The following is a 20422-nucleotide window of genomic DNA, read 5'->3' on the forward strand; positions in this document are numbered from 1 at the left end:
TATGACGGCTCTAGCATCTAATAATAGGGATATGGGGATTTATCTTCATATCCCTTTTTGTAGACAAAAATGCACATATTGTGATTTTGCGGCTTATCAAAATTTAGAAGACTATTATGATGCGTATGTGGCGGCCTTATTAGATGAAGTGCGAATATGGTGTGAGATGTATCCTGAAAGCACTACTATACCGGTAGATACTATTTATTTTGGCGGTGGTACGCCTACTGAGTTGAGCATTGTACAGTTAGAGAGCATTTTGAAAACTTTGGACGTATATTTCCCTTTGCAGAACGTTAGACAAGTCTCTATTGAAGCTAATCCGCACAATTTGGCGACATCTTATTTGTCTGATTTATATGCGTTAGGATGCAATCGCATTAGTTTCGGAGTTCAAACGTTTAATGATCGTTTGCTGCATATGATACATAGAAATCATACAGGGCGTGAAGCAGTTGATACTATTTATCAAGCCTATGAAGCGGGGTTTACTAATATTAATTTAGATCTCATGTATGCATTGCCCTCTCAAACACTTATGGATATAGAAAATAGTGTGCATACAGCAGTGACTTTGCCGATTCATCATATTTCTATATATGGATTACAGGTAGAGCCAACAACACAGCTAGCGTATGCCATCAAACAAGGACAATTAACACTACCTGAAGAAGAGGTGGAAATGGCTATGTACGATTATTTGGTTTCTACATTGCCAGAAGTGGGATTTAATCGGTATGAAGTGGCTAATTTTGCTAAAGAAGGATACGTTAGTTATCATAATTTACGTTATTGGCACTATAAAGAATATTTAGGTTTTGGTGTGGGAGCGCACTCCTTTTATAATCATTATCGCCGTGCAAATCATGCCTATGTCATTCCCTATATTAAATCAGTCGAACAGTCTGTATTGCCTATAAAGACTGAAGAATACATTGATAGACAACGGGATAAAGAAGATTATTGTTTTTTACATTTACGTACAACTACAGGTATTTATGCGCCTGATTTTGAAGATAGGTTTGGACTATCTTTAGAAGAAGAGTATGGAGTGGTTATAAGAGGTCTTATGGACAAGGGACTACTAACGAGTAAGGATAGTCGATATTATATGACAGATGAGGGGTTTGTTCACGGTAACTATGTATTTGCACAATTTATCAAATAGTATTTCTAGTATATTGATAACAAGATATAGTTAGCTGTGATAGTTATCATGAAACATTTTAATAGCAGGCGTAATAACCATAATATATAGATATAAGCTTGTAGTGGACTGGATAAGCTATTATGAATGGGCATTATATCACAGAATTTGAAGTGCTTTTTTGCTATAATAAATATAATCGGTACAACACTTATTAGAGATTAAGTTAGATATAATTCTATAAATGAATCTAGTATATATGGCCGAATTAGATTGAAGGGTGTCTTACTTTATAATAATTGTATGAGTAAGTACATGATAGATTTTTATGTAGTATAGATTTATGATTGAATAGATAGTGTATATGAGGTATATATTGTGAAAACATCTATTATTTTACATGCGCGCCACAATGAGTTTTCTCCGAAACAAATGATGGAAATCGTAGCATTGGGAGAAAAATATGGCGGATACTTTCGACATGTTGTGACAGGAATTCAAATTTATAATATTACAAAAGAAGACAAAGAATGTATCATTCATGAATTGCCTGAAGGCATTGTGCAAGTTAAGCATCGTGGGGTTAATAATTTGTTGGCTTGTGTGGGAAAAGGCAATTGTAAAAATGGCCTTATGGAAACACGTGAGTTAGAGGCTTATATTGATGCACATCACTATGGAAAAGGTACGGCCCACAAATGTAAAATAGGCATTAGTGGTTGTGGTCGTAATTGTGCTGATGTGATGGTCAAAGATATAGGTTTTTATGGAACGGTTAATGGTTTTGTTATGTCTTTAGGCGGAACGACAGGACATAGACCACAAGCAGGACAGATTATTGCTAGAAATTTATCGGTTGAGCAAGCTAAAAAAGCAATAGATATAGTCATTGATTGGTATATTAGTAATGCAGAACCTAAGGAACGCATAGCAAAAGTATTAGCTCGATTAGGTAATCCATTAGAGAATGTTGATTTATAAAAAAGGCAAAGCTTTTACGCTTTGCCTTTTTGACTAAATAGAAAAATACTAAACTTTTTTAGACTTTTGTCTTGACATTTTGATAGACTGTGATAATATTATACATGTAGTTAGCACTCAACTTGAGAGAGTGCTAATAAGTGAGGTGTACTATATGGATGATAGAAAAAAACGCATCTTACAAGCTATTATACAAGATTATATTAAATCTGCTGAGCCAGTTGGATCACGGACATTAGCTAGAAATTATAACTTAGGTATTAGCCCGGCGACGGTTCGTAATGAAATGTATGACTTAGAACAACTTGGTTTTTTAGAACAACCACACACATCAGCAGGACGGGTTCCATCATCAAAAGGGTATCGATATTATATTGATTCTATGAATCGTAATACTATTTCTAGTGAAGATGTAGCATCGATACATGAATTATGGGAACGTCAAGGTATTAATCGCGTTGATTTTTTTCAGAGTGTGGCCAAACTAATATCACAGATTAGTCATAGTATGAGTGTTTTTTTAGCACCAACTCATGACTCATCAGCAGTGCGTCATATTCATGTGTTACCGTTAGATTTACATAAATCAGTTATGGTAGTCATAACTGATACAGGTGCCTTGGATAATGAATTAATGTATTTTGATGAACCTGTAAATGTGGAAGTACTTGAGAGTACGGCAACTCAATTTAGTAATGCTTTACAAGATATATTATTACGGGATATTACAAAAGAAAATCTACTTGCTATCATTTCAACCATTGATGGATCAAGACGTATTTTATTAGTTATGGTTGATACTTTGTATCGTGCCATTTCTAAGCGACGATTGTTTTATACAGTGGGGACGACCGAATTATTACAGCAACCAGAATTTAGAAATATTGACAAAGTACAACCAATTTTGTCATTAGTGGAAGAACAAGAACAATTGAGTAAATTGCTTTCTAATCGTGATAATGCAGAATCGTCGCCTGTTAATATAAAGATTGGTAGTGAAAATAGCAATGAGTCCTTACGAGATATGAGTGTTATACAGGCTGACTTTAATTCGCCTAAAGAACACGTGGGAACATTAGCCATTTTAGGCCCTACACGTATGGAATACAGACGAATTATAGGTATCCTTACTTATATGCAACAATTAATAGATTCAATTGTGAAAGATGATCAAACAAAGAGGTGATGATGGTGACGGAACAAGAAAATTTAACTCATGATGAAACAGTACATATGGAAGAAAAACCTCAAGAAGAGGTAGTGGAAGAAACACCGACTACATTGGAAGAAGATATTGAAAGTTTAAAAGCTGACTTTGATAATCGGTATAAACGTTTACAAGCTGATTTTGAAAACTTTAAACGACGTACTAACCAAGAGAAAGAACAACTTTCTGGATTCATAAAAGGCGAAGTGTTAAAAGATATATTACCTATTTTAGATAATTTTGAACGAGCTATTGCAGTGCCTGCTAATGGAGATGTAAAAGTATTTTTGGATGGGTTTATTATGATCCATCAGAATTTGATGGATATATTATCTAAGCAAGGGTTAGAGGCAATCGAAGCGGTGGGTAAACCGTTTGACCCTAATTTGCATGAAGCTGTTATGCGAGTAGATTCTGAAGAATATGAAAATGATACAGTTTGTGAAGTGTTACAAACTGGCTATACGGTAGATGGCCGTTGTATTCGACCAGCAATGGTAAAAGTTGTTAATAATGCTTAACTAAGTGCGTATTTATGATATAAATACAGACTTATAGAATATAATTTACTTCATTTAGGAGAATAGATAATCATAGGAGGTCATGTAACATGGCAAAAGTAATTGGTATTGATTTAGGTACAACAAATTCGTGTGTAGCAGTAATGGAAGGCGGCGAACCAGTCGTTATTGCTAATCAGGAAGGGGCTCGTACAACTCCTTCTGTAGTTGGTTTTACTAAAAATGGAGAACGTTTAGTAGGTCAATTAGCTAAACGTCAGGCGGTTTCTAACCCTGAAAACACAATTTCTTCTATTAAACGTCATATGGGTAGTGATTACAAAGTAACTGTAGAAGGTAAATCATATACACCTCAAGAAATTTCAGCTATGGTGCTTCAAAAAATTAAAGCCGATGCTGAAGCATACTTAGGAGAAACTGTATCACAGGCTGTTATTACAGTTCCTGCTTATTTTACAGATGCACAACGCCAAGCGACTAAAGATGCTGGTGCCATCGCTGGCTTAGAAGTATTGCGTATTATTAATGAACCAACAGCAGCTGCATTAGCATATGGTGTTGATAAAGATGAAGATGGTAAAGTTTTGGTATTTGACCTTGGTGGCGGTACATTTGACGTATCTATCCTTGAATTAGGTGATGGCGTATTTGAAGTAAAAGCTACTAGCGGTAACAACCATTTAGGTGGTGACGATTTTGATAATCGTATTATGGAATGGTTAATTTCTGAATTCAAAAAAGAATCTGGTATTGACTTATCCAATGATAAAATGGCAGACCAACGTTTAAAAGAAGCAGCAGAAAAAGCTAAAATTGAGTTATCTGGTACATTGAGTACTCAAATTAACTTACCATTTATCACAGCTGATGCAACTGGTCCAAAACATTTAGATTTAACCTTAACTCGTGCTAAATTTGAAGAATTAACTGCTGATTTAGTAGAAGCAACTATTGAACCAACTAAAAAAGCGTTAGCCGATTCTGGATTATCAGTTAATGAAATCGATAAAGTATTGCTTGTAGGCGGATCTTCTCGTATTCCAGCAGTTCAAGAAGCTATTAAACGTGTACTTGGTAAAGAACCTACTAAGAATGTTAATCCTGATGAATGTGTTGCTGTAGGCGCAGCTATTCAAGGTGGTGTTCTTGTAGGGGAAGTTAAAGATGTATTGCTACTTGATGTAACACCATTGTCTTTGGGGATTGAAACATTAGGTGGTGTATTTACTCGTATTATTGATAGAAATACAACCATTCCAACTTCTAAATCGCAAGTATTTTCTACAGCAGCTGACAACCAACCATCAGTTGATATTCATGTGTTGCAAGGGGAACGTGAATTTGCTAATGATAACAAAACATTAGGCCGTTTTGAATTAACCGGCATTCCTGCAGCACCACGTGGAGTACCTAAAATTGAAGTAACTTTTGATATTGATGCGAATGGTATCGTTCATGTAAAAGCAAAAGATTTAGGCACTCAAAAAGAACAAAAAATTACTATTACATCTTCTAGCGGATTACAACAAGAAGAAATCGATCGTATGGTTAAAGAAGCGGAAGCGCATGCTACTGAAGATAAAGCTAAAAAAGAAGAATTAGAAGTTAAAAATAATGCAGATTCTCTAGTATATCAAGCAGAAAAAGCTTTGAAAGACTTTGAAGGTAAAGGCGATGCAGCTATTATGGAACAAGTAAAGACTGCAAAAGACAAATTAAAAGCATCTATCGAAGCAGGTAATGTTGAACAAATTAAAAAAGATAGCGAAGAATTAACAAAACCTTTATACGAATTGTCTACAAAAATGTATGAACAAGCACAAGCTGCAGGAGATGGCGCTGCACAAGAAGAAACTAAAAAAGAAGACGATAATGTAGTTGACGCAGATTATACTGTAGTCGATGATGATAAAAAATAATAAGAAGGGTCGGTACTAGATGGCAAGAGACTATTATGAAATCTTGGGTGTCAGCAAGGATGCTAGTCAAGATGAAATAAAGAAAGCGTTTCGAAAAAAAGCGCGCCAATACCATCCTGATGTAAATAAAGATAACCCAGAAGCCGCCGATAAATTTAAGGAATGTAATGAAGCTTATGAAGTGTTATCCGATGATACTAAAAAGGCTCAATACGACCAATTTGGACATGATGCTTTTACGCAAGGAGGTGGAGCATCAGCTGGTGGGTTCCAAGGCGGATTTGGACAAGGCTTTGGTGGCTTCGGCGGACAAGCTGGTGGCTTTGGTGATATTTTTGATATGTTCTTTGGCGGTGGTGGTCAACAACAGCGTGGACCAGAAAAAGGGGCTGATTTACGTCAAGATGTAGATATTAGCTTTGAAGACGCTGCCTTTGGCAAAGAAATGGCTATTGAAGTTAATCGCCATGAAGAATGTGATCATTGCCATGGAACAGGTGGTGAACCAGGCACAAAAGTAACTACTTGTTCACGTTGTCATGGTACAGGTCAAGAAACAGTGATTAAAAATACGCCGTTTGGACAAATGAGAACGGCACGCACATGTAGTGCTTGTCATGGTAGTGGTAAGAATATTGAAAAACGTTGTTCTAAATGTCATGGTAGTGGAGAAGTCGTAGCTAAGCGAAAAATCACTATTAAGATTCCAGCAGGTGTAGATAGTGGATCTAGATTACGTGTTGCTAATGAGGGTGAACCAGGTATACTAGGTGGACCTAAGGGCGATTTATACGTATATATTTATGTTCGACCTCATAAAGAGTTTGAACGTAATGGCAATGATGTTATTAGTCATGCAGATATTACCTTTGCACAGGCTGCATTAGGTGCTACTATTCAAGTAAATACGTTAGATGGTAAAGTAGAATTAAAAATACCAGAAGGAACTCAAACCGGGACAGCATTTAGAATAAAAAACAAAGGTATTCCATATTTACGTAATATGAATCGTCGTGGGGATCAACATATTATTGTGAATGTGAAAACGCCAAAGAAACTAACAGATAAGCAACGCGAGTTGTTATTGCAATTTGCTCATGAAGGACATGAAGACGTTAATGGCTTACAAGTTAGTAAAACATTGATGGATAAAATTAAAGATGTTTTTAAATAAACAAATCTTATTTATAACTATTGATTCATAGAGTGTTATTATAAAGTGCTAATACTCAATGAATCAATGCTATGAAGGAGTAGGTATGAAATGGATTGAAATATCCATTACTGTAAAAAGAGTAGCCACCGATGAGGTGACTACTCTTTTTAGTGACTATACAGATAATGGAATTGTTGAAGAAGAAGTAGCTGATTCTTCTGATTTAATTATGTTAAAATTATATGGTAATATGAGTAAATCGGAAGACGAATGGATCGATGAGATACAAAGCATATTGAAAGACGCGCATATCTCTGTTGAATCAATTATGGTAACTACTATCGATGAACAAGATTGGTATACAAGTTGGCAACAATATATTGAGCCTACAGAAATTTTACCTAATATCATTATTAAACCAGCGTGGAAATCATATGATATAAGGCCTAATGATAAAGTTATAGAAATAGATTCACAATTATCATTCGGCACAGGAGCGCATGAAACAACACGATCATGTGCTAAACTAATGAATATATATGGAAAACATGCTACAACGTGCTTAGATATTGGAACAGGCACAGGAATTTTATTACTCATTGCGCATCAGTTAGGAATTCCTACTTTAGTGGGCATTGATATTGATGCATCGGCAGTGGAGCAAGCACAACATAATTGTAAACAGAATAACGTACTAGCTCATATTATATGTGGAGATTTGGACAGTGATTTTACAGGTACGGCCGATTTAATCATGGCCAATTTGACAGTGGATCCATTAAAATTATTACTACCTGTTATAGGACGTAAATTGTCGACTCATGGTATATTAATTATTAGTGGTATTATTGATGAACGTTATGATGAAATCATGCCGTATATTAAACGACACTGGCGTATCAAAGCAGAGGATGTTAATGGATCTTGGCATACGTTTGTATTAGAACAATTGATGACATAAGAGAAATAATTATGAAAAAAATTTTTATTTCCTCTTTATTAGAGGATACGATCATATTACCTACAGAAACTACACATCATGTATTACATGTATTGCGACATCCCTTTAAGAAACCTATTATCGTTGCAGATAAAAATGGGAATCATGGATTATATCAGTTTTTAGAAGAAGTTGATGGACGTGCAGTCATGCAGATAATCGAATACCAAAAGGTAGAGTCTAGTCAGCATCAAATCGTGTTAGTACAATCCTTTTTGAAAGGCGATAAATTTGATTGGGTTTTGCAAAAAGCAACTGAATTAAATGTAGGTACGATTTATGCAACAAGCACTGCTAATTGTGTAGCTCAGTATGATAGAAAAAAACTACATACTAAAAAACAAAGATGGGAAAAAATTATACAAGAAGCCTCACAACAATGTGGTCGTTATGAAATGCCTAATCTAGTGGTGGATATGTCTGTTGATACTATCTTAGCAGGAGAAACTCATTCAATTTGTTTTGTTGCCTATGAAGATGAAAAAGGAACTACTTTAAAAGAAGCTTTGTCAGAAAAGTTATACAAACAAGAGGATAATCAGCGTATTCTCATATTTATTGGACCAGAAGGTGGGTTTACTAGAAATGAAATCGAACATATAGTAGAATATGGAGTCCAGCCTGTTAGTTTGGGGCATAATATACTTAGAGCAGAAACAGCTGCCATAGCAGCGACGGCAATGATAGCATATGAAGTGAATCTATAATAGTAGAAAGGAGTCTATGATAGTTGGATGAAATGTCATAAAAATACGATGAAAACAGTTGCCTTTACTACCTTAGGATGTCGTGTGAATCAATATGATACAGATGCAATGAAAGGTTTGTTCTTACAAAAAGGATATGAGGTTGTTCCCTTTGATGATGTAGCTGATATTTATGTCATTAATACGTGTTCCGTTACTAATATGGGAGAGCGTAAATCACGTCAGCTAATTCGAAAAGCTAAGAGAACTAATGAGGCAGCCCGCATTATTGTTACTGGTTGCTATGCACAACTCGATCCAGATGCTATTGCAGCTATCGAAGGTGTTAGCTTGGTAATTGGTACAAATAACCGACATCGCATTGTAGAACTGATAGAAGAAATTGATGTAACAGAACAACAAATTAATGCGGTTCGAAATATTATGGAACAAGCTACATTTGAAGAAATGCCATTATTAGGGGACGAGTCTAATAAATCGAGAGCATTTATGAAAATACAAGAAGGGTGTAATAATTATTGCGCCTTTTGTATTATTCCCTATACACGGGGAAAGTTAAAATCAAGACGGATTGATGATATTGTACAAGAAGCTAAGCGATTGGTAAATCATGGGTATCATGAAATTGTTTTGACCGGTATTCACTTGGGAAATTATGGCATAGAATTACCTGATAGACCAACATTGGCGGATGTGGTTAAAGCATTACTAGATATTCCAGAATTGAGACGTATTCGCTTTGGATCTATTGAATCTGTTGAAGTATCCGATGAGTTGGTTCATTTGATGGCTACCAATAAAAGAGTGTGTCCTAATTTACATTTACCATTACAAGCAGGGTCGGATCATGTATTACAATTGATGAAACGTCACTATACATTGAATGAATATAAGAAATTAATTAGTTGGTTGCGCTCTAAAATTCCTGATATATCAATTACAACAGATATTATTGCAGGGTTTCCACAAGAAACTGATGAGGACTTTGAAGAAACGATAAAAACAGTAAAAGAAATTGGATTTACTCATATTCACGCTTTTCCGTATTCGATTAGAAAAGGAACACCTGCTGCGGATATGCCATATCAAGTACCTGAAGCTGTAAAAAAAACGAGAGTGGCTATTTTAAATCATTTAAGTGAAGAAGGCTTTCAAAAATATGCATCATCTCGAATTGGTAAAAAAGCAGAAATTCTCATTGAAAAAGAAGAAGATGGTTGGTATAAAGGCTTAACGAATGAGTATATTCATGGTAAAATAAAAAAAGGTTCCACACCGTATACAATAGGTGACCTTGTTGGTGGAACTGTGGTATCAATTGATGATAATTATGTTGTTATTGAATCGTAATATAGGAGGCATATATGCTTCATAGTAAAGAAGATTGCATTTTTTGCAAAATTATTAATGGCGAAATTCCAACTAAAAAGGTGTTAGAAAATGATAAATTTTTATCATTTTATGATTTAAATCCCGTAGCTAAAGTTCATGTGTTAATTGTCCCTAAAAATCACATTTCTAATATAGCTCATTTAAATGAAAATAATGCTGACTATATAGCAGGAATTTTATCATTTGCCAAAGAAGTAGCTAAAAAATTAGGAATTTCTAAGGATGGCTATCGTCTAATTTTTAATACTGGTGAAAAGGCAGGTCAAACAGTATTTCATATGCATGCACACATGCTTGGTGGAGAAGAGTTATCATGGCCTAACCCTTGATGAGTCTAGTAAATTACCCTATTTATCATTAGATGGATATTGACAAATATTAATAAAGTCATTATAATAATCTTATGTGCGTATATAAAATACCTGCACTTCCCTAGTAAAATTTGGAGGGAGGGATATAGATGTCTGAAATCAAAGTCGGTAAAAATGAAACGCTTGAAAGTGCTCTTCGCCGTTTCAAACGCTCCTGCCAAAAAGCGGGTGTTTTGTCTGAAGTAAGAAAACGTGAACACTACGAAAAACCAAGCGTAAAAAGAAAGAAAAAATCTGAAGCAGCACGTAAACGCAAATTCAGAGCATAATCTTGGAGGAAGTATGTCCTTAAAAGATCAATTAAAAACTGATATGAAGGAAGCTATGAAAGCTCGTGAAGCTGGCAAAGTAGCTCTTTCTGTTATCCGAATGGTTAACAGTGCCATTAGAAATACAGAAATCAATGAAAAAATAGAATTAGATGATGACGGTGTTATCACTATACTTGCTAAAGAAATGAAAAGTCGTCATGACTCGTTAGCAGAGTTTAAAAAAGGTGGCCGTGAGGATTTAGTTTTACAAACACAAGCAGAGATGGATGTATTAGCTAACTATTTACCTAAACAATTAGAGGAAGAAGAAATCCGTAAAATTGTAGCTGAAGCAATACTAGCATGTGGTGATGATGTCAATATGGGCAATGTTATGCGTCATGTTATGCCAAGCACAAAAGGTAAAGCTGATGGTAAGTTGGTAAGTGATATTGTAAAAGAAATGCTTGCCAAATAAATTTGTTGACAAAGAATGTAATTTGTGATATTCTTTCTACAAAGATAATAATAGTCAATGAAGACTTCTCGATACAGTATATATTACTGTATGGGAAGTCTTTTTTGTCATATTAGAAAAAAGCGTTGTTAGTATAAGGAGGATATGGTTATGTCTACAGAATTATTATATTATATTCCTGCTGGTCAATATGGAAAAGAAGGTGTATTGGCTTTATTGGAACAACACCCAGAAATTAAATTTGTGTCATTAGTAGGAATTGACTTAGCAGGAAATGATACAGATGAAAAGATTCCTATAAGTGCATTCTTTAAAGATTATGAATCTTTTTTTGAAGGGACAGCGGTTCAAACTGATGGATCATCTGTAGTATTAACTAATATTGCAACTTTAAATAATGCTCGTGTTGATATGTGGGGAGACCCAAGTGTTAATTGGTTTATTGACTACAATTATGAACATATGGATGAAGAAACAGGCTTACCTGTAGGAACACTTCGTATTCCAGCATTTTTGATGCATTGTAACCGATATGTTGATTCTCGTGCTATTTTAAAAAATAGCTGTGACTATGTAAAAGCCGAAATGTTAAAGCTCTTTCAAAAACATGATATTCCAGGGCTAGATCATTTTAAAGCGGCTGATGTAGAAGATATTATATTCACATCAGCTACAGAATTAGAGTTTTGGGTAAAAACACCATCTATTGGTATTGCGAAAAAAGAGCTATCTACATCACAAAAACTACAAGAACAATATTGGCAACGAACACATGGTGCTGTTAGAACTGCCTTAGAACAAGCTGTAGAACGTCTTGATCAATATGGCATGAAAGCTGAAATGGGACATAAAGAAGTTGGTGGCGTTAAAGGTAAAATTGGTGATGATGGACATATTGATTATGTATTAGAACAATTAGAAATTGACTGGAAATTTACGAATCATCCATTGCAAACTGCAGATAATGAATTACAGGCTCGTATTATTGTTCGCGAAGTATTCCGGGAAAACGGATTGGATATTACCTTTAATGCTAAGCCAATTATTGGAGTAGCTGGATCTGGGGAACATACTCATTTTGGCTTAATGGCTAAATTAAAAAATGGTAAAGTCATTAACTTGTTTTCTCCAAAAAATATGAGAGAAGAGGCTGTATCAGTTCCTGGCTTAGGGGCTATTATGGGCCTATTGAAAAATTATGAAGCAATTAATCCATTCATTAGCTCTACCACTGATTCATTAAATCGGTTAAAACCAGGTTTTGAAGCACCTATCTGTATTGTTACTTCTTTAGGTACTAGACCAGATGTTCCAAGTCGCAATAGAACAATTCTTTGTGGGTTAATTCGCGATTTAGATAATCCTATGGCAACTCGTTATGAGCTACGTTCTCCTAACCCATATACTAATACATATACCGCATTAGCGCTTATTTTCTTGGCAGCTTTCGATGGTATTAAATATGCGTTAGAATCAGGAAAAACAAGGGCTCAATTGGAAGCAGAATTATCAAAAGCACCAGGTGACGTAGCTGATTATTTAGAAACAGATAGAGCGTATCGCACTGAAAAGGATGTTTTTGAAGATTATACCGCAGAAGAAAGAAATCAAATGTTTGGTGTTCCACCAGCTACTGTATGGGAAAATGTGAAGGGCTATACAGACCATCCTGATAAAGTGGCGGCCTTATCATTAGGTGGAGGATTCCCAAAAGATTTGATGGATTCCTTTATCGCTTCTATTTTAAAACGTTGGAGATTAGTGTTAGCTAACCGTTTGATTCCTACTAATTTAGAGATAGTGCGTAAATGTGTGAAATTGCATAATGAATCGAATGCTATTGATGATGCAGCATGGCATGAAGTTAATGAGTTACGATACTATTTAGCAAAAGATACGGAAACAAATCAATCCTTATTTACTCGCTTAACAGATGCATTAGGCACTGGGAAGTATGATATAGCTTCTGATCTTCAAGTGGAAATGAATGCATGCATGGAAAAATTAGAAGCTAAGTATGCTAATTATAGTAAAAATATTTTTTGATCTACTACCATACTAGTAGGTAGGAACATATTAATTAAGACTTAAGTATATGTACACAAAATAAATTGCCATATGGTCTTTGTACTGTATGGCAGTTTATTTTTTAGTGGTCAATTAGTTAGATTAATGGTAGTATAAAATATACATTGATGCACTATACAATAATCGATTAGAAAGGGATTGATATAGTATGAAGGAAAGTATTACTACAAAAAAAATAGCATTAGCAGGATTGCTATTAGCGTTAGCTGTTATTGGGGCTAATATAAAAATTATGGGATCCATCGCGTTAGATTCCGCACCAGCATTTATTGGTGCGATTTTATTAGGGCCTTGGATAGGCTCTTTACTTGGTGGCATCGCACATATGATATCTGCTCTATTAGTGGGTTTTCCATTATCAATACCGGTTCATTGTACAGTAGCTTGTATTATGATTGTAAGTTGTGCTATTTATAGCATTATAGGAAATTACTTTAAAGATAGGTATCGCTTTTTGGGAATTTTTCTTGCCTCTGTGGTCGCCTATTTCATTAATGTAGTTATTGGTTTAGCTATTATGGATGAAGTATTTCATGTATCACTATGGATTTTATTCGTACCACTTTCTATAGCTGCAATTACCAATTTATGCATTGCCGCCATAGCATTGTGTATTATTCTGTCAAAGAAATTATATAAATAGTTCTACTGAGAAATCGATTGATTTAGTATATATCACTTATACTATCAGATATAATGTATAGTATAAGTGTGAATATATAGTCAAATACATGAAAGTGATTGCATATGAAATATAGAGATTTAACAATTATACCTGTTGGAACAAATCAATCTATGGTGATAGCTTGTGATATGTCAGCAGGAATTGGAGAAGCGGTGCATGATTTATTGAAGGTGCCATACACTATGGTAGGCGCCTATGCGGCTCGCGTTGTATTAATTGAATTACTAGCATTTGGGGCGACGCCCATTCTATTAACTAATTTAGTGGGGAATCATTTTGAGACGGTAGGGCAGGCTGTTTTACAGGGAATACGGGAGGAAATAACATTAGCTAAACTTTCTAATGTTGAAATTAATGGTAGTTCAGAAGAAAATATGGTACCTACATCGACTAGCGTAGGTGTTACCGGCATGGGCATTATTAATTCTACTGAGTATTCTACGTCTACCATACGTGCAAGTGATTGTATATATTGTGTGGGTAAGCCCTTAGTGGGACAAGCGGTTATTGATGAATTAGAGTCTATTGTTACCTATGATGATATATATGCTTTGCAAAAAATTGATTTTGTGAAAGAAATTATACCAGTAGGATCGCAAGGGATTCGAGAAGAATGTTTCTCGTTAACAAAGGCTACAAAAAAATGCTCTCATGAAACATTCCTATTTAATGAGGCATTGAGTGATACATTCTTGTCAACTAGTGCAGGACCAGCTACATGTGTATTGGTAGTAGTGCCACATAAAAATAAAAATAATTTTTTAAAATTTTTTCCTAATGCATATTATATTGCTACAGTAAAATGAGAATACATAGTATTATATAGATACGTATAAAAATATTTTATATATACTGAATATATCAAAACGCATAGTTAATAATAATTATTATTTACCATGCGTTTTTTATCTACTTATTGTTCCTATTTTATATAATCCTTGATATTCCAATAGATATAAGGATTATTTGATATATCTATGGGAATATACCCGTTAAATCGCAGTAACTATATTGACAGTAATTATCATATAAATATATAATCAAAGTAAGAAGTCTGACAATATGATTATTGCTAATCATATACTGTGAATCGGATAAGTACCGGAAATTTTATAATTTGTTTTTCTAATAGTTATTATATATCCGATATGGAGGAACGAATCATATGTTACAACACAAAGCATGGAATAATTTCAATGGTCGTTTATGGAAAGAAGAATGTAATGTTCGAGACTTTATCCAAACAAACTATACACAGTATGATGGGGATGAATCATTTTTAGCAGGTCCTACAGAAGCTACTAATATATTATGGACAAAAGTACAAGAATTACAAAAACAAGAACGGTTAAATGGTGGCGTATTAAAACAAGATGCTAATACAGTATCTAGTATTACCTCTCATGCACCAGGATATATTGATCCTGTTCATAAAGAATTAGAAAAAGTAGTGGGTTTGCAAACAGATGAACCATTAAAACGTGCATTTATGCCATATGGTGGTATTAAAATGGCAGAAGAAGCATTAGAAATGTACGGAGATAAGCCAAACCCTGAATTTCATAAAATTTTTAATGAATATCATAAAACACATAATCAAGCTGTATTTGATGCATATACTCCAGAAATGCGTGCAGCTCGTAGTAGTCATATTGTAACAGGCTTGCCAGATACATATGGCCGTGGTCGTATTGTTGGCGATTATCGTCGAGTTGCTTTATATGGTATTGATCAATTAATTGCATGGAAAGAAGAAGATAAAGCTAATTGTGGCTGTGGCGTTATGCTTGATTCTGTTATTCGCTTGCGTGAAGAATTAGCAGATCAAATTAAAGCATTAAAACAAATGAAAGAAATGGCAGCTTCCTATGGGTATGATATTTCTAAGCCAGCAGAAAATGCACGTGAAGCAGTACAATGGTTGTATTTTGGTTATTTAGCAGCTATAAAAACACAAAATGGTGCGGCTATGTCTGTAGGTCGTATTTCTACATTCTTGGATATTTATATTCAACGTGATTTAGAAGCAGGCACGTTAACAGAAGAAGAAGCACAAGAATTAATTGACCATATCGTATTAAAATTCCGTATGGTAAAATTCGCCCGCATTAAATCATACAACGAACTATTCTCTGGTGATCCTATTTGGGCAACATTGGAAATGGCTGGTATCGGTATGGATGGACGTTCCATGGTTACTAAGAATGACTTCCGATTCTTGCATACATTGGAAAATATGGGACCTTCTCCAGAACCAAACTTGACTGTATTATATTCCTCTAAATTACCTGAACCATTTAAAAAGTATGCAGCTTATATTTCTGTATCTACTAGCTCAATTCAATATGAAAATGATGATGTTATGAAACCTGTTTGGGGCGATGACTATTCTATTTGCTGTTGCGTATCGGCCACACAAACAGGCAAGGAAATTCAATTCTTTGGAGCTCGTGCTAACCTTGCGAAAGCATTGTTATATGCTATTAATGGCGGTATTGATGAAAAATCTAAAAAACAAGTTGGCCCTAAATACGTGCCAATTACCTCTGAATATTTGGATTATAATGAAGTAATGGCTAAATTTGTACCGATGCTAGATTGGTTAGCAGATATTTATGTAAATGTATTGAACTTGATTCACTATATGCATGATAAATATTATTATGAAGCAGCTGAAATGGCATTGATTGATACTGATGTACGTCGTACATTCGCTACGGGGATTGCAGGGTTCTCCCATGTCATCGATTCCTTATCGGCTATTAAATATGCGAAAGTAAAAGTGGTTCGTGGAGCAGATGGCATTGCAGAAAGCTTTGAAATTGATGGGGACTTCCCTAAATATGGTAATGATGATGATCGCGCTGATGAAATTGGTGTATGGTTGTTACGTACATTCTTAGCTATGATTAAACGTCGTCACACATATCGTGAATCTGAACCAACTACTTCTATTTTGACCATTACTTCTAATGTAGTTTATGGTAAATATACAGGCATGCTACCAGATGGACGTCCTGCATGGACTCCATTTGCACCAGGCGCTAACCCTAGCTATAATGCTGACGCTAATGGCTTGTTGGCATCTTTGAACTCTGTAGCTAAATTACCATATGAATGGGCATTAGATGGTATTTCTAATACACAAAGTATGACACCATCTGCATTAGGTCATGATAACAAAGAACGCTCTGTAAATCTTGTACATGTTATGGATGGCTATTTTGATCAAGGGGCGCATCATTTGAATGTAAATGTATTTGGCAAAGAAACATTACTTGATATTATGGAACATCCAGATAAACCAGAATATGCAAACTTTACAATTCGCGTATCTGGATATGCCGTTAAATTTATCAATTTAACTCGCGAACAACAGTTGGATGTTATTTCCAGAACATTCCATGAAAGAATGTAATGAATGAAGGCACATTTGACTAGGACTATGTGATTTTGATTTCTATAGGATACTAGCATATAGTGTGTAGTATAATTACATAGTAGCCCTGTGCTTTGCGCCAGGGCTATTTATGTATTGTAAAAGGAGGTGGTTCTATGGGAGATACACAAAGAGAAATAGAAGGGTTAGTAAATGCTACAGAATCATTTGGCGCTGTAGACGGGCCAGGATTACGATTTATTGTATTTTTACAAGGTTGTGCCATGCGTTGCCGATATTGCCACAATCCAGAAACGTGGCAATTTGATAATAGAAATGCACAATGGAGAACGCCAGAGGATGTATTTCAACAAGCATTACGGTATAAAGCGTACTGGCAAAATGGCGGCGGGATTACTGTGAGTGGTGGAGAGGCTTTATTGCAAATTGATTTTGTCATTGCATTATTTACATTGGCTAAAAAGAAAGGCATTCATACTTGTCTTGATACATCGGGAAATCCCTTTACGTGGGATGAGCCATTTTTTTCCAAGTTTGAAACATTATGTGACTTAACAGATTTGTTCTTATTAGATATAAAAGAAATAGATAATGAACGCCATAAGAAATTGACAGCACAAGCGAACACAAATATTTTAGAAATGGCTACGTATTTGTCAGATAAAGGTAAAGCCATGTGGATTCGTCATGTGCTGGTGCCAGGCATAACGACCGACATTGAGGGATTAACACGGTTAGCAGAATTTATAGATACATTACATACAGTGGAACGAGTAGAAGTCTTGCCATATCATGCTATGGCAATTCATGAATGGGAACGATTAGGAATACCATATACGTTAGAAAATGTTGAACCACCAACACAAGAACAGATTGATACAGCGGAACGTATATTAAAAGTAAGCAGATATAAGAAGTAACCTGAAAAGATAGTAAGTGTTCATTGTTGTTATAAAAAACTATTAAAATTTTATAAAGTGTGGTATACTGAAAAAAATAATAAAGATGGGGAGCTGACTGAAGTCGGCTGAGAGTAAACTGATTGGTTTAGACCCTTGACCTGATTTGGATAATGCCAACGTAGGAAAAGCTTCTAGTTATAAATAATGCGAGATACCTATAGATGGTATCTCGTTTTTATTTAGATTAACTAATCGTTACCCATGTGATAACAAGTGTAAATTTTAGGAGGTAATGAAATGAATTCATACACAACACAGATGGATGCAGCACGTAAAGGGATTATTACAGAACAAATGAAAATAGTAGCCCGTAAAGAATTTCGTCCTGTAGAAGAAATTCGTCAATTAGTAGCAGAAGGCAAAGTTGTTATCTGTGCTAATAAGAATCATACTTCGTTGGATCCAGAAGGTATTGGTAGTATGCTTCGCACTAAAATTAATGTTAATCTAGGTGTATCTCGCGATTGCAAAGATTATGATATTGAAATGCAAAAAGTAATGAAAGCCGTAGAGTTAGGGGCAGAATCCATTATGGATCTATCTAGTCATGGTAATACAGAGCCTTTTCGTGTTAAATTAACAACAGAATGCCCTGCCATGATTGGTACAGTGCCTATTTATGATAGTGTCATTCATCATCAAAAAGATTTGGCTGAATTAACCGCAAAAGATTTTATTGATGTAGTACGACTTCATGCAGAAAATGGTGTAGATTTTGTTACATTGCACTGTGGAATCACGCGTAAAACAATTGAACAAATTCGCAAGCACAAACGCAAAATGAATATTGTAAGTCGTGGTGGTAGTTTAGTGTTTGCTTGGATGAGTATGACGGGAAAAGAAAATCCATTTTATGAATACTTTGATGATATTTTAGATATTTGTGAAGAATATGATATGACAATATCCTTAGGTGATGCATGTCGTCCTGGATGCTTGGCAGATGCCACTGATGTGTGTCAAATTGAAGAATTGGTAAGACTAGGGGAATTGACAAAACGTGCTTGGGCACATAATGTACAAGTTATTGTTGAAGGACCAGGACATGTGCCATTGAATCAAGTAGCGGCAAATATGCAAGTTCAACAAACTATTTGTATGGGGGCTCCATTTTATGTATTAGGGCCATTAGTTACTGATATTGCACCTGGCTATGACCATATTACAGCGGCTATCGGAGGTGCAGTAGCTGCTATGAATGGAGCTGCATTTTTATGTTATGTAACGCCAGCAGAACATTTAGCATTACCTAATGTAGACGATGTAAAACAAGGTATCATTGCTTCTAAAATTGCAGCCCATGCAGCAGATATTGCAAAAGGCGTTCCTCATGCACGTGATATTGATGATAAAATGGGAGAAGCTCGCCAAAAACTAGATTGGGAAGCACAATATGCATGCGCTTTAGATCCTAATACGGCTCGTGCGATTCGTGATAGTAGAGCACCTGAAAGTGATCATGCAGATACTTGCAGTATGTGTGGTAAATTCTGTGCTGTACGCAGTATGAATAAAGCATTAAACGATGAATATATTGACATTTTATAGAATGATTAGGCGCATCTATATTTTCTTGCTATAATAGACTTATAGGGAGGAGAATGTAATATGAATATCATTTTAGGCCTACTATTAGCAGTGTTGTTTTTTATATCCTTAATGGCTACATTGATAGGGTTACCAGGAAACTGGTGTATCATTATTTTGACAGTGTTAATGGCTTTCTTTACGCATTGGCAAATTATATCTATCACTACAACAGTTATAGTAGTATTGGTCTTATTAGCGGGAGAACTGCTTGAAACTGTATCAGCTTTTCTAGGTATGAAAAAATATAAACCATCAAAATGGACTTATATAGCTACTTTCATAGGTGGCATAGTTGGCGGCCTTATCGGTACGAGTGTGTTCCCCTTGGTCGGCTCAATCATAGGCGCTGCTATTGGTGTATTTATTTGTACCTATGTTTGTGAAAGTTATATATCTCCTGGTAATGTGGCTGATAAAGTGGCAAAGCGTGCTATGATTGGCACATTAGTGGGTATATCCATTAAATTTATTATAGCTGTAGGCGTCATTGTTTACATCCTAGGACAGATTTTTTTCGCTTCTTAACTATAATATATAGATGGTTATAGAGTTGATATGAAAAAGGAA

The 20422-nt window shown here is 35.2% G+C and carries 19 protein-coding genes and 1 riboswitch; all 19 genes read left to right on the forward strand.

Annotated elements, in window-relative coordinates:
- The first annotated feature begins 1 nt into the window (after position 1).
- Entirely contained in the window at positions 2 to 1168 is a 1167-nt protein-coding gene (gene hemW / locus P6940_RS00050) for a radical SAM family heme chaperone HemW (protein WP_277292815.1), read from the forward strand.
- A 357-nt stretch (positions 1169 to 1525) separates the two neighbouring features.
- Positions 1526 to 2128, forward strand: coding sequence for a nitrate/sulfite reductase (locus P6940_RS00055; protein ID WP_028257662.1), 603 nt, complete (start codon positions 1526 to 1528; stop codon positions 2126 to 2128).
- Between the two features lie 154 nt (positions 2129 to 2282).
- Complete coding sequence (gene hrcA / locus P6940_RS00060) at positions 2283 to 3314, forward strand: heat-inducible transcriptional repressor HrcA (RefSeq protein ID WP_277292816.1); 1032 nt, start codon at positions 2283 to 2285, stop codon at positions 3312 to 3314.
- A gap of 2 nt (positions 3315 to 3316) precedes the next feature.
- Positions 3317 to 3856, forward strand: coding sequence for a nucleotide exchange factor GrpE (gene grpE / locus P6940_RS00065; protein WP_277292817.1), 540 nt, complete (start codon positions 3317 to 3319; stop codon positions 3854 to 3856).
- Between the two features lie 89 nt (positions 3857 to 3945).
- On the forward strand, positions 3946 to 5775 hold the full coding sequence (gene dnaK, locus P6940_RS00070; protein ID WP_277292818.1) for a molecular chaperone DnaK: 1830 nt from the start codon (positions 3946 to 3948) through the stop codon (positions 5773 to 5775).
- Between the two features lie 19 nt (positions 5776 to 5794).
- Positions 5795 to 6949 carry a molecular chaperone DnaJ gene (gene dnaJ / locus P6940_RS00075; protein ID WP_028257666.1) on the forward strand — a complete coding sequence of 385 codons (1155 nt, stop codon included), beginning with the start codon at positions 5795 to 5797 and terminating at the stop codon, positions 6947 to 6949.
- An 85-nt stretch (positions 6950 to 7034) separates the two neighbouring features.
- Positions 7035 to 7892 (forward strand): 50S ribosomal protein L11 methyltransferase, encoded by an 858-nt coding sequence (locus P6940_RS00080; RefSeq protein WP_277292819.1) that lies wholly within the window; start codon positions 7035 to 7037, stop codon positions 7890 to 7892.
- Between the two features lie 11 nt (positions 7893 to 7903).
- Positions 7904 to 8638 carry an RsmE family RNA methyltransferase gene (locus tag P6940_RS00085; protein ID WP_277292820.1) on the forward strand — a complete coding sequence of 245 codons (735 nt, stop codon included), beginning with the start codon at positions 7904 to 7906 and terminating at the stop codon, positions 8636 to 8638.
- Between the two features lie 48 nt (positions 8639 to 8686).
- Positions 8687 to 9988 (forward strand): tRNA (N(6)-L-threonylcarbamoyladenosine(37)-C(2))-methylthiotransferase MtaB, encoded by a 1302-nt coding sequence (gene mtaB, locus P6940_RS00090; RefSeq protein WP_277292821.1) that lies wholly within the window; start codon positions 8687 to 8689, stop codon positions 9986 to 9988.
- Positions 9989 to 10002: 14 nt separating this feature from the next.
- Entirely contained in the window at positions 10003 to 10359 is a 357-nt protein-coding gene (locus P6940_RS00095) for a histidine triad nucleotide-binding protein (protein ID WP_277292822.1), read from the forward strand.
- A 131-nt stretch (positions 10360 to 10490) separates the two neighbouring features.
- On the forward strand, positions 10491 to 10670 hold the full coding sequence (gene rpsU / locus P6940_RS00100; RefSeq protein ID WP_004695751.1) for a 30S ribosomal protein S21: 180 nt from the start codon (positions 10491 to 10493) through the stop codon (positions 10668 to 10670).
- Positions 10671 to 10683: 13 nt separating this feature from the next.
- The gene (locus P6940_RS00105; RefSeq protein ID WP_028257671.1) at positions 10684 to 11130 is read left to right on the forward strand and encodes a GatB/YqeY domain-containing protein; all 447 of its coding nucleotides are present in this window, start codon (positions 10684 to 10686) and stop codon (positions 11128 to 11130) included.
- A 144-nt stretch (positions 11131 to 11274) separates the two neighbouring features.
- Positions 11275 to 13176: a glutamine synthetase gene (locus tag P6940_RS00110; RefSeq protein WP_277292823.1), complete on the forward strand. Its 1902-nt coding sequence runs from the start codon at positions 11275 to 11277 to the stop codon at positions 13174 to 13176.
- A gap of 190 nt (positions 13177 to 13366) precedes the next feature.
- Entirely contained in the window at positions 13367 to 13861 is a 495-nt protein-coding gene (locus P6940_RS00115) for an ECF transporter S component (RefSeq protein WP_277292824.1), read from the forward strand.
- A gap of 104 nt (positions 13862 to 13965) precedes the next feature.
- On the forward strand, positions 13966 to 14709 hold the full coding sequence (locus P6940_RS00120) for an AIR synthase related protein (RefSeq protein WP_277292825.1): 744 nt from the start codon (positions 13966 to 13968) through the stop codon (positions 14707 to 14709).
- 359 nt (positions 14710 to 15068) lie between these two features.
- The gene (gene pflB, locus P6940_RS00125; protein ID WP_277292826.1) at positions 15069 to 17321 is read left to right on the forward strand and encodes a formate C-acetyltransferase; all 2253 of its coding nucleotides are present in this window, start codon (positions 15069 to 15071) and stop codon (positions 17319 to 17321) included.
- Between the two features lie 137 nt (positions 17322 to 17458).
- Positions 17459 to 18223, forward strand: a complete 765-nt coding sequence (gene pflA, locus P6940_RS00130; RefSeq protein WP_277292827.1) for a pyruvate formate-lyase-activating protein — start codon at positions 17459 to 17461, stop codon at positions 18221 to 18223.
- A 77-nt stretch (positions 18224 to 18300) separates the two neighbouring features.
- A riboswitch (TPP riboswitch) is annotated at positions 18301 to 18408 on the forward strand.
- A 94-nt stretch (positions 18409 to 18502) separates the two neighbouring features.
- Positions 18503 to 19813, forward strand: coding sequence for a phosphomethylpyrimidine synthase ThiC (thiC, locus tag P6940_RS00135; protein WP_277288513.1), 1311 nt, complete (start codon positions 18503 to 18505; stop codon positions 19811 to 19813).
- A gap of 60 nt (positions 19814 to 19873) precedes the next feature.
- Positions 19874 to 20380, forward strand: coding sequence for a DUF456 domain-containing protein (locus P6940_RS00140; RefSeq protein ID WP_038151557.1), 507 nt, complete (start codon positions 19874 to 19876; stop codon positions 20378 to 20380).
- Positions 20381 to 20422: the final 42 nt, after the last annotated feature.

The organism is Veillonella montpellierensis, from assembly GCF_947090115.1.
Lineage (GTDB): Bacteria > Bacillota > Negativicutes > Veillonellales > Veillonellaceae > Veillonella > Veillonella montpellierensis.

What these genes read in the sequence shown, in the direction of transcription:
- rpsU (WP_004695751.1), top strand. Translation starts at nt 10,491, where the DNA reads ATGTCTGAAATCAAAGTCGGTAAAAATGAAACGCTTGAAAGTGCTCTT.
- grpE (WP_277292817.1), top strand. Translation starts at nt 3,317, where the DNA reads ATGGTGACGGAACAAGAAAATTTAACTCATGATGAAACAGTACATATG.
- thiC (WP_277288513.1), top strand. Translation starts at nt 18,503, where the DNA reads ATGAATTCATACACAACACAGATGGATGCAGCACGTAAAGGGATTATT.
- pflB (WP_277292826.1), top strand. Translation starts at nt 15,069, where the DNA reads ATGTTACAACACAAAGCATGGAATAATTTCAATGGTCGTTTATGGAAA.
- P6940_RS00095 (WP_277292822.1), top strand. Translation starts at nt 10,003, where the DNA reads ATGCTTCATAGTAAAGAAGATTGCATTTTTTGCAAAATTATTAATGGC.
- hrcA (WP_277292816.1), top strand. Translation starts at nt 2,283, where the DNA reads ATGGATGATAGAAAAAAACGCATCTTACAAGCTATTATACAAGATTAT.
- P6940_RS00120 (WP_277292825.1), top strand. Translation starts at nt 13,966, where the DNA reads ATGAAATATAGAGATTTAACAATTATACCTGTTGGAACAAATCAATCT.
- mtaB (WP_277292821.1), top strand. Translation starts at nt 8,687, where the DNA reads ATGAAAACAGTTGCCTTTACTACCTTAGGATGTCGTGTGAATCAATAT.
- hemW (WP_277292815.1), top strand. Translation starts at nt 2, where the DNA reads ATGACGGCTCTAGCATCTAATAATAGGGATATGGGGATTTATCTTCAT.
- pflA (WP_277292827.1), top strand. Translation starts at nt 17,459, where the DNA reads ATGGGAGATACACAAAGAGAAATAGAAGGGTTAGTAAATGCTACAGAA.
- dnaJ (WP_028257666.1), top strand. Translation starts at nt 5,795, where the DNA reads ATGGCAAGAGACTATTATGAAATCTTGGGTGTCAGCAAGGATGCTAGT.
- P6940_RS00105 (WP_028257671.1), top strand. Translation starts at nt 10,684, where the DNA reads ATGTCCTTAAAAGATCAATTAAAAACTGATATGAAGGAAGCTATGAAA.
- P6940_RS00110 (WP_277292823.1), top strand. Translation starts at nt 11,275, where the DNA reads ATGGTTATGTCTACAGAATTATTATATTATATTCCTGCTGGTCAATAT.
- P6940_RS00140 (WP_038151557.1), top strand. Translation starts at nt 19,874, where the DNA reads ATGAATATCATTTTAGGCCTACTATTAGCAGTGTTGTTTTTTATATCC.
- P6940_RS00085 (WP_277292820.1), top strand. Translation starts at nt 7,904, where the DNA reads ATGAAAAAAATTTTTATTTCCTCTTTATTAGAGGATACGATCATATTA.
- P6940_RS00080 (WP_277292819.1), top strand. Translation starts at nt 7,035, where the DNA reads ATGAAATGGATTGAAATATCCATTACTGTAAAAAGAGTAGCCACCGAT.
- P6940_RS00115 (WP_277292824.1), top strand. Translation starts at nt 13,367, where the DNA reads ATGAAGGAAAGTATTACTACAAAAAAAATAGCATTAGCAGGATTGCTA.
- dnaK (WP_277292818.1), top strand. Translation starts at nt 3,946, where the DNA reads ATGGCAAAAGTAATTGGTATTGATTTAGGTACAACAAATTCGTGTGTA.